The organism is Prevotella sp. 885 (assembly GCF_002265625.1).
Classification (GTDB): domain Bacteria; phylum Bacteroidota; class Bacteroidia; order Bacteroidales; family Bacteroidaceae; genus Prevotella.
This window is the reverse complement of sequence record NZ_NOVE01000067.1, coordinates 1-13898: the sequence shown is the minus strand read 5'-3', so window position 1 is coordinate 13898 and position 13898 is coordinate 1. Positions and strand designations below refer to the sequence as shown.

Annotated in this window: 10 protein-coding genes and 2 pseudogenes; 8 read left to right on the top strand and 4 right to left on the bottom strand. The window is 47.8% G+C overall.

Going from position 1 to position 13898, the window contains the following annotated elements; translation table 11 throughout:
• The first annotated feature begins 101 nt into the window (after window positions 1-101).
• From CHL74_RS13805 to CHL74_RS13795, 3 genes are all read left to right on the top strand, one after another.
• Window positions 102-2984 carry an N-6 DNA methylase gene (locus CHL74_RS13805; RefSeq protein WP_094881784.1) on the top strand — a complete coding sequence of 961 codons (2883 nt, stop codon included), beginning with the start codon at window positions 102-104 and terminating at the stop codon, window positions 2982-2984.
• 130 nt (window positions 2985-3114) lie between these two features.
• Window positions 3115-4218: a Fic family protein gene (locus tag CHL74_RS13800; RefSeq protein WP_094881783.1), complete on the top strand. Its 1104-nt coding sequence runs from the start codon at window positions 3115-3117 to the stop codon at window positions 4216-4218.
• A 76-nt stretch (window positions 4219-4294) separates the two neighbouring features.
• Window positions 4295-6196: a heavy metal translocating P-type ATPase gene (locus tag CHL74_RS13795; protein WP_094881782.1), complete on the top strand. Its 1902-nt coding sequence runs from the start codon at window positions 4295-4297 to the stop codon at window positions 6194-6196.
• A gap of 12 nt (window positions 6197-6208) precedes the next feature.
• Here the strand turns inward: CHL74_RS13795 and CHL74_RS13790 are convergent, their stop codons facing one another.
• The 3 genes from CHL74_RS13790 to CHL74_RS13780 form a co-directional block, all read right to left on the bottom strand.
• Window positions 6209-7033, bottom strand: a complete 825-nt coding sequence (locus CHL74_RS13790; protein ID WP_094881781.1) for a nucleotidyl transferase AbiEii/AbiGii toxin family protein — start codon at window positions 7031-7033, stop codon at window positions 6209-6211.
• Window positions 7026-7655: a type IV toxin-antitoxin system AbiEi family antitoxin domain-containing protein gene (locus CHL74_RS13785; RefSeq protein ID WP_094881780.1), complete on the bottom strand. Its 630-nt coding sequence runs from the start codon at window positions 7653-7655 to the stop codon at window positions 7026-7028. Before CHL74_RS13785 ends, CHL74_RS13790 begins: the two co-directional genes overlap by 8 nt.
• A 95-nt stretch (window positions 7656-7750) precedes the next feature.
• Window positions 7751-8560: a hypothetical protein gene (locus CHL74_RS13780; protein ID WP_094881779.1), complete on the bottom strand. Its 810-nt coding sequence runs from the start codon at window positions 8558-8560 to the stop codon at window positions 7751-7753.
• Window positions 8561-8756: 196 nt separating this feature from the next.
• Here CHL74_RS13780 and CHL74_RS13775 point away from each other — a divergent pair, with 196 nt between their 5' ends.
• The 5 genes and pseudogenes from CHL74_RS13775 to CHL74_RS13755 all read left to right on the top strand — a co-directional run.
• On the top strand, window positions 8757-9623 hold the full coding sequence (locus CHL74_RS13775; RefSeq protein WP_094881778.1) for a tetratricopeptide repeat protein: 867 nt from the start codon (window positions 8757-8759) through the stop codon (window positions 9621-9623).
• Between the two features lie 331 nt (window positions 9624-9954).
• Window positions 9955-10785 (top strand): prephenate dehydratase, encoded by an 831-nt coding sequence (locus CHL74_RS13770; RefSeq protein ID WP_094881777.1) that lies wholly within the window; start codon window positions 9955-9957, stop codon window positions 10783-10785.
• Window positions 10786-10820: 35 nt separating this feature from the next.
• The gene (locus tag CHL74_RS13765) at window positions 10821-12020 is read left to right on the top strand and encodes a pyridoxal phosphate-dependent aminotransferase (RefSeq protein ID WP_094881785.1); all 1200 of its coding nucleotides are present in this window, start codon (window positions 10821-10823) and stop codon (window positions 12018-12020) included.
• 39 nt (window positions 12021-12059) lie between these two features.
• Window positions 12060-13127 (top strand): bifunctional 3-deoxy-7-phosphoheptulonate synthase/chorismate mutase type II, encoded by a 1068-nt coding sequence (locus CHL74_RS13760; RefSeq protein WP_094881776.1) that lies wholly within the window; start codon window positions 12060-12062, stop codon window positions 13125-13127.
• Between the two features lie 6 nt (window positions 13128-13133).
• Window positions 13134-13829, top strand: a pseudogene (locus CHL74_RS13755) (prephenate dehydrogenase/arogenate dehydrogenase family protein); the annotation flags it as partial.
• On the opposite strand, the pseudogene CHL74_RS16620 reads toward CHL74_RS13755, so the two are convergent.
• Window positions 13786-13898: pseudogene (locus CHL74_RS16620) on the bottom strand (ISAon1 family transposase); the annotation flags it as partial. The pseudogenes CHL74_RS13755 and CHL74_RS16620 overlap by 44 nt on opposite strands.

Here is a 13898-nt window from a genome sequence, read left to right as displayed (position 1 = left end):
AAGTCCCTTGTACATATTAATGCTGACATCATTTTTCATACAGCAAAGGTAAACATCTTTACGGAAAATCTATCATGTATCGTTGATATATTTGGGTAGGGATGCCACGGACTTTATCGGATGAGCCGATAAAGAAACAGGATTTTGAGGAAGTGGAGTTTCAGTACAAGCCAGGAACAGATACATACGAGTCTCTTCAAGATAGGTTGCAACGTCTTCATACGCAGGGCATGGAAGAATTCATGAAAGAGAAAATCTTCTATGTCGCAGCTGATTATGCAGAACGTTTATTCATGCAATATACTGGCAAAAAACGCAAGCAAGCGATTGAAGACTTGAATAACACAATCCGTATATTGAAATTCTATTCAAACAACGATTTTGCTTTCAAGGATGTTCACAATGAAGAGCTGTTCTTTCAGAATGGCAAGATTTTGGTTGAGGTAGTACAGCTGTTTCAGCCTTATCGCATTGTATATCCAAGTAAACACCAGCTTCTCGGAGATTTGTTTGAGCAACTTCTCAATAAGGGTTTCAAACAGAATGAAGGGCAATTCTTCACGCCAACTCCGATAACACGTTTTATCTGGGATTGTCTTCCCTTACAAACATACATTTCAAATCATGGATTACCCAATGTGATAGATTATGCTTGTGGAGCTGGACACTTCTTGACCGAGGCGGTTGAAGCTATCAATGCCGTGCGTAAAAACAACGAAAACTCATGGGTCGAAAGACATATCTATGGCATAGAAAAAGACTATCGCTTGGCACGTGTGTCAAAGATTTCCATGTTTATGAATGGAGCGGGTGGTGCAAATATTATTTTTGGTGATGGACTTGAGAACTATAAAGATAAAGGAATAGAAAATGGGGCGTTTGACATTCTTGTGGCAAACCCACCATATTCTGTCAGTGGCTTTAAGTCGCATCTAAAATTACGTAACAACAATTTCATGTTGCTGAATGTTATTACCAACGATGGCAAGGAAATAGAAACGCTCTTTGTAGAGCGTATTGCTCAGCTGCTGCGTCCGCAAGGATTGGCGGCAGTAGTCTTGCCTGCCTCAATTCTTAGCAATTCATCCAACAGCTACATTACAGCCCGTGAAGAATTATTGAAGAATTTTTATATCCGTGCTATTGTTAGCTTCGGAAGCAAAACTTTCGGAGCAACAGGAACGAATACTGTAACTCTGTTTCTTGAACGGTATCAAGAACCGCCTTGCGTGGAGAAATTGACGGAAGACAGCGTCGATGCCATTATGAGCGGTGAGGATATCTCTAACTTTACGGATAAACAAATACTTGCAGACTATTTGCGAATGCAGGATGTAAGTGAAGATGATTATCTTCGCTTCATTCGCCGTGAGCCTAATTTGGCAGAGCTTTCTTCAAATCAATATTTCAGGGTATATGCTGATGCCTTTAATATGGCTACCGTAACTTTGCCAAAGAAATGTTCGGAAGAAGAGGCTAAACGCATACGTATGGAAAAGTTCTATGATTTTGTCCTTGGCGTGGAAAGAGATAAATTGTATTACTTTGCGCTTGTCCGTGAGCAGAGAACCTTGGTCATAACTGCGCCAACGGATAATAATGCCCAAAAAGAATTCTTGGGGTATGATTGGAGTAACCGAAAGGGGGCAGAGGGCATTGTAATCAATATTCCAGGAGGAAAAATGTATCGTCACGAAAATCGTTTTGCTCGTGGAACATTGGCATCAGCTGTGCGTAATTCGTTCGTTGGGGCTAATACCCAACTGTCTGATGACTTAATGAAATATGTGGGCTATCATAGGCTGAAAGACATGTTTGATTGGACAAGGGCAGAGTTTGACAAAGGGGTAATAATCAGAGCCAAGAAGAAATTAAGTTTCAACAGAAATTTTAATGTTATAAAGCTTGGTAAAGTTGCTATAATAAAAAAAGGTAAAAGCATAACTACAACACAGCGTAAAGAGGGTAACATAAAAGTTGTGGCTGGAGGAAGAGATTATGCTTATTTGCATAATGAAGCTAATAGAACAGCGGATGTAATAACTATTAGTGCTTCTGGGGCTTATGCTGGTTTTGTAAATTACTGGGACGAGCCTATTTTTGCGTCAGACTGTAATACGGTGCAAGGTGAAGATAAAATGCAAACTTTGTTTTTGTATAATTACCTTGTTTCAATACAAGATTATATTTATACTTTGCAACGTGGAGCAGCCCAACCTCATGTGTATAGTGACGATATAGCAAATATTCCTATACCAGATGTAAATCGTGACATTCAAGCAAAAATAGTTTCAGAATGTGACGCAATAGATGCTGACTGTAACAATTGTCGTGCAACAGTAGAAGCGTGTCGGAATAAAATTTCTTACATATTTGAGAACTTGGAGAAGGTGTGTAATGGTGGTATAAGCAATGTGTCTCTTTCTGATTTAGTCAATATCAAAAACGGATTGAATTACGTTTTAGACAATGATGGTGAGCAATATACAATAGTAGGAGTCAAGGACTTCCAGGACTATTTTACTCCAGTCGTTTCAGAACTTGATACGGTAAGAATTCACGATGAGTTGTCGGAAGATTACAAACTTCAAAAGGATGACATTCTCTGCGTTCGCTCGAATGGCTCAAAGAAACTTGTTGGTCGTTTTCTCTATATCGGAGATATACCTGAGGATACAACATTCTCAGGTTTTACTCTTCGGTTAAGACTAAAGAACGATGAAATATATGCAAAGTTTCTGTGTTATTATCTTCGAACAAAGAAAGTACGAGAGATAATGACTGGAAACAGTAAGGGTTCTAACATACAGAGTGTAAATCAGAAGACTCTGTATTCTTTAGCTGTGCCAATTCCTTCTATGGATGAGCAGAAAAGGATTCTTCAAGAAGTTTCTGATTATGAGTATCAAATCCAAGAGAGTCAGAAGATCATCCAAGGTTGCGCAGAGCGAAAGAAAGCAGTGCTTAAACATTACCTGAACTAATATGAAGTGAAGATCATTTGACCGATACTATTTGAATTATTCGAATCTGTTCGTACAAATGGTTTTATGAAGTGATAATTATGACTGACAATATTAAAAACTATATCTCGACTTCGAAGCCTACGAGCGTGTGGCAGAGCCACATAAGCGCGAAAGGGCTTCGGCATGGCGCACGGCTATCGGTCTGCAAGATGTTGACGGACTTAAGGTGTCTGACTATCTGAAAGAGACGGCTGTAAGGCATATTGAGGGTGATATTACTATTGATGATGTGCGCGAACAGTTGAAGTCGTATTATGTCAACAAAACTACGCATGACGAGGACGATGTGGAGAAGGAAGAGGCTGACAGAGTGGCTGCAAATATCACAAAACTCCTGGATGAGCAGTCTTTCTCGTTTACAGCGTTAGAATTTTTGAATATCCATAGGCACTTGTTTGAGGGGGTCTTCAAGCATGCAGGTGAGGTGCGCCCTTATGACATCAGCAAAAAGGAATGGATATTGCAGGGCGATACTGTGGTGTATGGACGTGCTGCTGATATTATGATGGCGTTGAGATATGATATTCAGCAGGAGAAAGGTTTTAGCTATAAGGGCTTGACTCAGGATGGAATAATAAATCATATTGTCGATTTTGTAGCTCTGCTTTGGCAAAACAATCCGTTCCGTGAAGGCAACACACGAACAACGGCTGTGTTTGTCATTAAATACCTGCGCTCAATCGGTTTTAAGGTTGACAATGATTTGTTTGCCGACAACTCATGGTATTTCCGCAATGCTTTGGTTCGTGCCAATTATCGTAATCCATCAAAGGGAATAGAACCTGACAAGACTTTCCTCGTGAAGTTCTTCCGCAATCTGATGTTGGGAGAACAGAACGTGTTGAAGAACAGATATATGCTGATTGGATATTCGGATATTAATAATGGCTCTATTGACACCCATACAAGTACCCATACAAGTACCCATACAAGTAGTAGTGGTCAGTTGGGTGTATTGTCGGAAAACATTAAGCGATTGATTCTTGCGATTGGCTCTGAGGAAAAGAGCGTGAAGGAAATGATGGAGATTGTCGGATTGAAGAACCGTCCTAACTTCCTTGAACATTCTCTTACACCGGCAATTCAGGAAGGACTTGTTAAGATGAAGTATCCCAACTCCCCACGCCACCCTCGGCAGAAATATCTTCTGACAGTGAAAGGATTTGCGATGTACGATGAATGTAAAAGCTGAACTATCGCATGCTCCTATAAGCTTCATCCATAATAATGTAATGTATGAATGACGAAAACTTCGTAACTTTGCATGTATGGAAAAGAAAATATTGCCCGTATTGGGTATGGCATGTGCCGGATGTAGCGCCAATGTGGAGCGCAGGCTGAAGGCTATGGACGGAATGAAGAGTGTGGCTGTGTCGCTGCCGGGACGCACGGCGATGGTGGAGTATGACGAAAGCAAGGTTACGCCTGCCGACATGAAGAAGGTGGTGGACGCGGCTGGCTTTGAACTTATCATCGACGAGGAGACCCGTGTGGACACGATAGAGAAGAACAGCTATCGTCTGCAGCTGAGGCGCATGGCTGTGTCGTGGGTGTTGGCGTTGCTGACGATGGCTGTCTCGATGGGATGGCTGGCGGTGGGCGGACGTGACGCTGCCAATCAGACGATGCTGATAATCGCACTTGCGAATATGGCTTATTGCGGACGACAGTTTTATGCCAATGCCTGGCGACTGCTGGTTCATCGCTCAGCCAATATGGACACGCTTGTGGCGATGTCCACAGCCATCTCGTTCCTCTTCAGCGTCTTCAATACTTTCTGGGGCGAACAGTTCTGGGGAGCACGTGGCATAGAGTGGCACACTTATTACGACGCATCGGTAATGATCATTACCTTCGTGCTGACGGGTCGTTGTCTTGAGGAGCGGGCGAAGAAATCCACGGCTTCTGCCATACGCTCGCTTATGGGACTCGTGCCGAAGCAAGCGCATGTCGTCAGCATGGGCGAAGTGTGTGACGTGCCCCTCGCTGCCGTGGCAAAGGGCGACATCGTGGAGGTGCGTCAGGGCGAGAAAGTGCCGGTGGACGGAGTGGTAAGCGAAGGAGAAGGCGGTGTGGACGAGTCGATGATATCCGGCGAACCGCTGCTTGTCGGCAAGCATGCCGGCGACCGTCTGCTTGCCGGAACCATAGTGGGCGAGGGCTGTCTTCGCTTCCGTGCCGAGCAGGTTGGCTCAGAGACCGTCCTTGCCAACATCATTCGTATGGTGGAGGAGGCGCAAGGCTCGAAGGCTCCCGTACAGCGCTTTGTGGACAAGGCTGCCTTGGTGTTCGTGCCGTGCGTGCTGTTGTTGGCTGTGCTTACGTTTGTGGTATGGATGGTAGTCGGCGGTGAGGCCATGTTGCCGCAGGCATTGCTGTCAGCGGTGTCCGTTCTGGTCATTGCCTGTCCCTGCGCCATGGGACTTGCCACGCCCACAGCCCTTATGGTTGGCATCGGAAAGGCGGCGCAGAGGGGCATCCTCGTTAAGGACGCCACGGCTGTGGAGCAGCTCTGCCGCGTGAATGCCGTGGTCATTGACAAGACAGGAACGCTGACCGTTCCCAATAAGGACATCAACTTTAAGCTGGCTGACGACGTAGCCATCGAACAGCGTGAGCGTCTGAAGCCGCATGCTGCCGAGGCTGTGGCATTGCTGCAGGAGCGTGGTGTGGAAGTATGGATGATGAGTGGCGACAAGGAAGAGGCTGCCGCTTACTGGGCTGGCAAGACGGGCATAAAGCACTGGAAGAGCCGTTGTATGCCGCAGGACAAGGAGAATATGGTGCGCAGCCTCCAGACGGAAGGCAAGTGCGTGGCTATGGTTGGCGACGGCATCAACGACTCGCAGGCTCTTGCTCTCGCAGATGTCAGCATTGCCATGGGTCGCGGCACGGACGTGGCGATGGACGTGGCGCAGGTGACGCTGATGGGCGACGACCTGCGACGCATCCCCGAGGCTTGCCAGTTGTCGCAACGCACAGTGGGCATGATACGTCAGAATCTCTTCTGGGCTTTTATATATAATATTGTGTGCATCCCGCTCGCAGCCGGATTGCCCCACGTCTTCGGCTTCAACATCCAGATAACGCCCATGTGGGCAAGTGCCCTGATGGCAATGTCGAGCGTGAGCGTAGTGACGAACAGTCTCAGGCTGAAGTATAAAAAGTAGAAAGGGTTCTGACTATTCAAACTTAATCATTTTAGCTAATTGCAAGAAGTATTCGTTTGACCAGATGGACATTTCTTTGGGATTTCTTAGGAATGGCATAACATCAGCTTTCACCTGCTTGATGTCCGCCGACCCTAACCTTTGTTCCAGGTCCTTTACGAATTCTTCTTGCGATTTCTCACAACCATTAAATTCTTTTGTTCTTTCTTGTAGATGCTTAAAGTTCAGAGGTATTCTATTCCGAATATACCATTCGAAGTCATACCAGTCACGTCCCTTTACTCGGTTCTTCCATGCTCGATAAACCAGAGCGTGCATTTTGCCTGCAAATAAGTTAGGAAGGGTAAAACATCTTGTCATGAAAGAGCGAGGTTCCATCAAAAGTTTTTGTTCTGTTGCAAAAAGGAGTGGAGGATTGGTGTCTACCTCTATCTTTATTTTGATGGCTTTTTCGGTTTGGAAGGAAATATCATAAACATCTGTAGTGTCTTTCAAGAAAGCGGATTCCACCTTTCCGAAGTTCTTCTTGTCTTTCTTTTTGATGTCCACTTTTCTTCCTATGGCTTCAAATTCATCAATGATGGGTTGGAAGTATTGTGTGAAGTCAAAACTGTCATCTTTATTTAATAGCGAGAAGTCCATATCTTCGCTGAAGCGTTCTAATCCGTGGAATATTCGCAAGCAGGTTCCGCCATAGAATGCAGCTTTATCAAAGAAGCCGCCTTGGTATAAACCAGCAAGAATAATTTGCTGATTAACCTCGAATGTAGCATTCCTTTTAGCCTGATCTGTGGATAAATCATAAGCCGATAACATGTTTTGGTAGATATCATTCATGTTGTAGGAGTTTTAGAATGGTTAGTATGGATTTTGACTTTTTCCCCTTTTTTGCATATTCCAAGAATATTTCAGGATTGAGTTGACTGACCCTATCCATATCAAATCTTAGGTTTTCTTCCAGAAATTCTAAAGCTTCCTTTCGATATCTCAGATTGATACCAGGCAGATTGGCAATCAAATCACATAACGCCTTTTCCGGAGTAGCCATTATGTAAACGCCGTTTCCTTCTTTTATTTGAGTGATTCCTATAGGGTAAGTTTCTCTCGAAATATGATAATAGCAGAAATTTCCTACCGGAGTATTAAATTCCTTGGCAGCCTTAAATGTCATAGACTGGATAGTATATACCGCCTCCGGTATCAATCCGTAATATCTTAATGCTGTCTGCATAGAAACATAAGAAGGTGCCAACAAATGGTTAGCTATAAGCCCTGAGGAGAGAGGCTGGTTGGTTTCTTCCGGGTTTACAACGAACAAGTTTCGTCTAAGGCGGATGATTTCACCTGCCTTTTCCAGTTGGGCGACTTTTGCTGACTTGGTCTTTACCTCGGGAAATAGCGAGGCAATGACCGAAGAGGTTACTGGAATGTTGCCTAATATGGTTAGAATATTTCTCATTACATTGCGAAAGTAGTAAAAATTCCAATAGAAAACAAACTTTTTCTTAGTTTTCTATTGGAAATTTTACTGTTTCTTCCACATCGTTTAATATTTTATCTGCTCGGCATCCATCTGTTCTCCACTGTCACTTCGATGCTCATATTGTTGTTGAAGTTGTAGCGGAGGGTGGCTCCGATGCGGTCGCCGATGCCTGAGAGGTCGTAGGCAGAGTAGGAGGGGAAGCCGTAGAAGTTGCGGCTGAAACCTCCGAAGCCATATCCTCCGAAACCGTATCCGCCATAATATCCGTCGTACATGCTGTAGCGGAAGCGGTTGCCTACGTTGTTGTTGATAGACTTCTGTCCCCAAATGTAGGCTTCCAGGTGCTCATTGAATCGGTAGCCCACTACGGCGGACAGTCCTGCGTCGTGCCAGTTGCCTCCGGCATAGTTTACGTTGTTAAGATATCCTCCGACGGCTACGGACAGCTTGTCGTTGATTGGCATGGCGTACATGAGGGCTATGTTCTGCTGAAAGCCGGCTCCGCTGTGCGCCCCTTTACCGAATTCGGCAAAGACCGACGCGCCAATCTGTACGTTAAGTCCGCGATGTAGTCCCCAACTGTTCCATCCTCCGAAAGCCAAAGGATAACGGCAGGTGGTGTCCACCTGACCCTGAGCGTTCAGTGGAGGAAGCATGAGCGAGTCCTGATGCTGGCTCTGCCTCTCGGCTTCCGCCATGGCCTCCTCGCGCCACTGGCGTGAACGTCCGCCGTAACGTGTGGGCATGATGCGCTGAAGAGCCGACTCGTCAAAGCGGGCAGGCATGTCCTTGGCGTTCAGTCTGACGTCCTGCGCTTTACACGTGACGGTGAAGAGAAAGGCGAAAGCTGCTAATATGAAAAACTTTCTTGTATTGTCCATAACTGTAAAATCTGCGTTATCATCAGCAAAATTAGCCATTATGGACGTAAACCGAAAGGCTTTTTATACACTTTAACTATAATTTATGCTTAATCTATAATTGGCTGAAAACGTAAGTAGCCGTAAATTGAAAATTATTTGTTACCTTTACCGCTGTTTTAAATAGTCGTTTAAATTTACATACAGAATAATACCAATGAACATATTCAAGGCTTTGTTCGGCGGACGTAGCAGTCAAGCCGAAGAGAAGAAGGAAGAGAAGAATTTCGAAGTACTCAAATACGATGGTGTGCGTGCTCTCAAGATGCAGCAGTTCGGCTATGCCGTGCAATGCTTCCTGCATGCCTTGGAGCTTAACTCCACCGACCTCGAGTGTCGCGACTATCTGTCGCAGGCATACATCGCAATGGGCGACATGGAGAAGGCTTACGAGCAGTTGCAGAGCATCTCCACGGCTTGTCCTGACAATGTGGCTGTGCTGACGCGCCTGGCAGACGTGGCGTACATGATGGAGGATTATGCCGCCATGGCTGATGCTTGCGCGAAGGCGATAGAAGTGGACGAGGCAGACCCGCAGGCTCTCTATCTTTACGCCAAGGCTTATCGTGGACTCGGCGACGTGCCCAATGCTGTGGCTGTACTGACAAAGGCGCTCGACAAGTATGACGACTTCGAGGCGGCAAGACTTCTGCGTGGCGAGACACTGCTTGCCAACGGCGATGTGGAGGAAGCCGGCAAGGACGCCGACGAACTCCTGAAGCGCATTGAGGGCAACGAAGACGTGCTGATGCTCAATGCGCGTGTGGCAAAGGCTATGGGCGACATGGAGAAGGCAGAACAGACTTACTGCGGTGTGCTGGATGTCAATCCGTTCTCGGTGGACGCTTTCGCGGAGCGTGCTGAGATACGCCGTCAGCTTGGCAACGAGGCTGGGGCGGCAGAGGACGAGGCTTCGGCTGAAGAGCTTCGTGCGTCGCAGCAGCAGCCGAGTGAGGACATCGGAGAGAAGGTGAAAGACCGCATGAAATCGATGGATCCTTACAAGATATTCAATAACGAATAGGTAAGGAAAAGGCAGGAGTGATGAGGCATGTGTCGCGAAAATGTGAAGATTAATGACATTTTATCGTAAATTATTTGCGTAAAACAAATAAATGTCTTACTTTTGCGCTGAATAAAAACAATAATTAGTTATGAGTAACGTTTTCGCATACATTTACCGATTTTACTTTTACTTTGCAAGGAATTGTGAAGCGGGAAGTTGCGTGTGAATTCAACTTATGACAGAAAGGGAAAATATTTAATATATCCTATAATCCGGGCCCCGCTTCACGTTGACAGTGAAAGCGGGGCTTTCGCGTTTCAGGGCGCGAAGAAACATCGAGAAATCCAATATGAAGAGAATTGCCATACAGGGCTTTCAAGGCTCCTTCCACGACATTGCCGCCCACCAGTATTTCCAGGGCGAGCAGATACAGCTGATATGCTGTGCCACCTTCGAGCAGGTGTTCGACAATATGCGCCGCGACCCGACGGTGATTGGCATGACAGCCATAGAGAACACCATAGCCGGAAGTCTGCTCCACAATTACGAACTGCTCCGCGCCTCTGGTGCTACGGTGGTGGGAGAGCACAAGCTGCACATCGAACATTGCATCTGTTGTCTGCCCGAGGACGATTGGGACACGCTTAAGGAGGTGCACTCGCACCCCGTGGCGCTTGCACAATGCAACGCCTTTCTCTCTCGTCATCCTGACATGAAAGCGGTGGAGGCGGACGACACGGCAGGCGCGGCAGAATACATTGCCAAGCATAAATGTCACGGATGGGCAGCCATCTGCAATGCTTCGGCGGCGAGGATGTACGGGCTGAAGGTGCTCGAGGATAACATACATGACAACAAGCACAACTTCACGCGCTTCCTCGTCATTGCCAATCCCAACAAGGCAGACTTCCTTCGTCCGCTTGAGAAGGCAGACAAGGCGAGCATAGTCTTCCACGTGGCGCATGAGGAGGGAAGCCTCTCGAAGGTGCTGACCATCCTCTCCTTCTACGGCATCAACCTCACGAAGATACAGTCGCTGCCCGTGATAGGATGCGAATGGGAATATCTCTTCTATGTGGACCTGACATTCAACAGCCTGACGCGATACCGACAGAGTATCGACGCCATCATACCGCTGACACGGTCGCTGAAGATTCTCGGCGAATACGTGGGCAAGTAAATATATAATGTATCATTAAAAAAACACACATGCTTATGGAGAACCTTGCTACATTAACAACAGCCGTACACCCCGCAACACGCCTTTCCAACGTACAGGAGTATTATTTTTCGCGGAAGCTGAAGGAGGTGGCACGCCTTAATGCAGAGGGACGCGACATCATCTCGCTGGCTATAGGTTCTCCTGACATGCCGCCGTCACGCCGGACGGTGGAACGCCTCTGTGAGGTGGCGTCGCAGCCGGAGGCGCATGGCTATCAGCCCACGATGGGTACGCCCGAACTGCGCCAGGCTATGGCAGACTTTTATGCACGCTGGTACGGAGTGGACGTGGATGCGCAGACGGAAGTGCTGCCGCTCATCGGATCGAAGGAGGGCATCCTCCACGTAACGCTTGCCTTCGTCAATCCCGGCGAGGAAGTGCTTGTCCCCAATCCGGGTTACCCCACATACACGTCGCTAAGCAAGATTCTCGGAGCGAAGGTGGTCAGCTATGACCTCAGAGAGGACAACGCGTGGCAGCCCGACTTCGACGAACTGGAGAGCATGGACCTCTCTAACGTGAAGCTGATGTGGACCAACTATCCCAATATGCCGACAGGAGGAAACGCACAGCGCGAGACATACGAACGACTTGTCGATTTCGCACTACGCCATAACATCGTGGTGGTGAACGACAATCCTTACTCCTTCATCCTCAACGAACATCCAATGTCCATCATGCAAGTGGAGGGAGCGAGGGAATGCTGCATTGAGTTCAACTCGATGTCGAAGAGTCATAACATGCCAGGATGGCGTGTCGGAATGTGCATCGCCAATCCCACGTTCACGTCGTGGATATTGAAGATAAAGAGCAATGTCGACTCAGGGACATTCCGTGGCATACAGCTCGCCGCAGCTGCCGCTCTGAACGGGAACACACAGGAATGGCACCGAGAAGCCAACATCATCACATATCGCCGACGCCGCGACAAGGCAGAGCGGATGATGACAACGCTGGGATGCACATACGACCCGCAGCAGGTGGGCATGTTCCTTTGGGGACGCATTCCCGACGCCTACGACGGATGCGAGCAACTTACGGAGCGCGTGCTCAATGAGGCAAGAGTCTTCATTACGCCGGGATTTATCTTTGGGTCGAACGGCAACAGATATGTGCGCATCAGCCTTTGTGCCAAGGACGAGAAGATGGACGAGGCACTGGAGAGAATGAAGCGCATAAGATGGACACACTGACAGTAAACAGAACTACGAATACAGACAACAAACATAACTATGGATATAGAACTCAAACCATTGAACTTACCGGGCAGCGATGACCGCCCGTTCGTTATAGCAGGACCTTGCTCGGCTGAGACCGAGGAACAGGTGATGACAACAGCACGCCAGTTGGCTTCGCACGGATTCAGAATGTTTCGTGCGGGAGTGTGGAAGCCGCGCACCAAGCCGGGTGGCTTCGAGGGCAACGGCGAGACAGCGCTGCCGTGGCTGAAGCGCGTGAAGGAGGAGACGGGCATGCTCATCTCCACAGAGGTGGCAACGCCGGAGCATGTAGAGCTTGCCCTTAAGTACGATGTTGACATCCTTTGGATTGGAGCGCGTACCTCTGCCAATCCCTTTGCCATGCAGGCGATAGCCGACAGTTTGAAGGGAGTGGACATCCCCGTCTTTGTGAAGAATCCGGTAAATCCCGACTTGGAGTTGTGGATAGGAGCAATGGAGCGCATCAATCAGGCAGGCGTAAAGCGTCTGGCTGCCATACACCGCGGCTTCTCCAGCTACGAGAAGAAGATTTATCGCAACCTTCCCATGTGGCAGATTCCCATAGAGCTGCGACGACGCATGCCGGACCTGCCCGTCATCTGCGACCCCAGTCATATCGGTGGACGCCGCGAGCTCATAGCTCCTCTTTGCCAGCAGGCGATGGACCTCGGTTTCGACGGACTTATGGTGGAGAGCCATTGTGCGCCGGACGCAGCATGGAGCGACGCCAAGCAGCAGGTGACGCCGGACGTGCTCAACTATATCCTCAGCCTCCTTGTTATCCGTGACGAGAAGGTGGTGACGGAAGGCATACATATGCTCCGCAAGCAGATAGACGAAATAGACAACGGTATCATGGAACTCCTTGCCAAGCGAATGAGCGTCTGCCGCGAGATAGGCAGATACAAGAAGGAACACAACATGACTGTGCTCCAGACCGTTCGTTACAACGAGATTCTGGATAAGCGCGGAGCGCAAGGCTCGCTTGCCGGCATGGATTCAGAGTTCGTGAAGGAGATATTCGAGCATATCCATGAGGAGTCAGTAAGACAGCAGATGGAGATAGTAAATCAGAAGTAAAACAAAATGAAGATAATTGTTCTTGGCGCGGGGAAGATGGGCAGCTTCTTCCTCGACGTCCTCAGTTTTGATCATGAGACAGCGGTGTACGAGAAAGACCCTAAGCGCATGCGCTTCACATACAACTGCCAGCGCTTCACCACGCTGGACGAGATACGAGCCTTCCAGCCGCAGCTTGTCATCAACGCCGTTACCCTAAAGTACACCATAGCAGCCTTCGAGGAGGTGATGCCCGTCATCCCTGCCGACTGCATTATCAGCGACATCTCGTCCGTCAAGACCGGACTGAAGGACTATTATGAGCAGTCGGGTCATTCGTATGTCTCCACTCACCCGATGTTCGGACCTACCTTCGCCAACCTCGGACAACTCTCCGAGGAGAACGCCATCATCATAAGCGAGGGCGACTATATGGGACGGATATTCTTTAAGGACCTCTACGCACGTCTCGGACTCAACATTTATGAATACACCTTTGAAGAACATGACAAGACAGTGGCTTATTCATTGAGCACGCCTTTCGTCAGCACCTTCGTGTTCTCGGCGGTGATGAAGCATCAAGACGCGCCAGGAACAACCTTCAAGCGCCATCTGCGCATTGCCAAAGGCGTGTTAGGCGAAGACGACTACCTGCTGCAGGAAATGGCTCAGTGGAAATTTAGTGGGGATAAGCATAAATCTTTGCAAGTCGATACAGAAAAAACTTTTCATCAACGATGCCCCTTAGTGATGCTCTGAAAGCTTTGATTTTTGCATTAAAGGATTCAGCTG

What these genes read in the sequence shown, in the direction of transcription:
- CHL74_RS13790 (WP_094881781.1), bottom strand. Translation starts at nt 7,033, where the DNA reads ATGAATGATATCTACCAAAACATGTTATCGGCTTATGATTTATCCACA.
- CHL74_RS13770 (WP_094881777.1), top strand. Translation starts at nt 9,955, where the DNA reads ATGAAGAGAATTGCCATACAGGGCTTTCAAGGCTCCTTCCACGACATT.
- CHL74_RS13795 (WP_094881782.1), top strand. Translation starts at nt 4,295, where the DNA reads ATGGAAAAGAAAATATTGCCCGTATTGGGTATGGCATGTGCCGGATGT.
- CHL74_RS13805 (WP_094881784.1), top strand. Translation starts at nt 102, where the DNA reads ATGCCACGGACTTTATCGGATGAGCCGATAAAGAAACAGGATTTTGAG.
- CHL74_RS13785 (WP_094881780.1), bottom strand. Translation starts at nt 7,655, where the DNA reads ATGAGAAATATTCTAACCATATTAGGCAACATTCCAGTAACCTCTTCG.
- CHL74_RS13775 (WP_094881778.1), top strand. Translation starts at nt 8,757, where the DNA reads ATGAACATATTCAAGGCTTTGTTCGGCGGACGTAGCAGTCAAGCCGAA.
- CHL74_RS13765 (WP_094881785.1), top strand. Translation starts at nt 10,821, where the DNA reads ATGGAGAACCTTGCTACATTAACAACAGCCGTACACCCCGCAACACGC.
- CHL74_RS13760 (WP_094881776.1), top strand. Translation starts at nt 12,060, where the DNA reads ATGGATATAGAACTCAAACCATTGAACTTACCGGGCAGCGATGACCGC.
- CHL74_RS13780 (WP_094881779.1), bottom strand. Translation starts at nt 8,560, where the DNA reads ATGGACAATACAAGAAAGTTTTTCATATTAGCAGCTTTCGCCTTTCTC.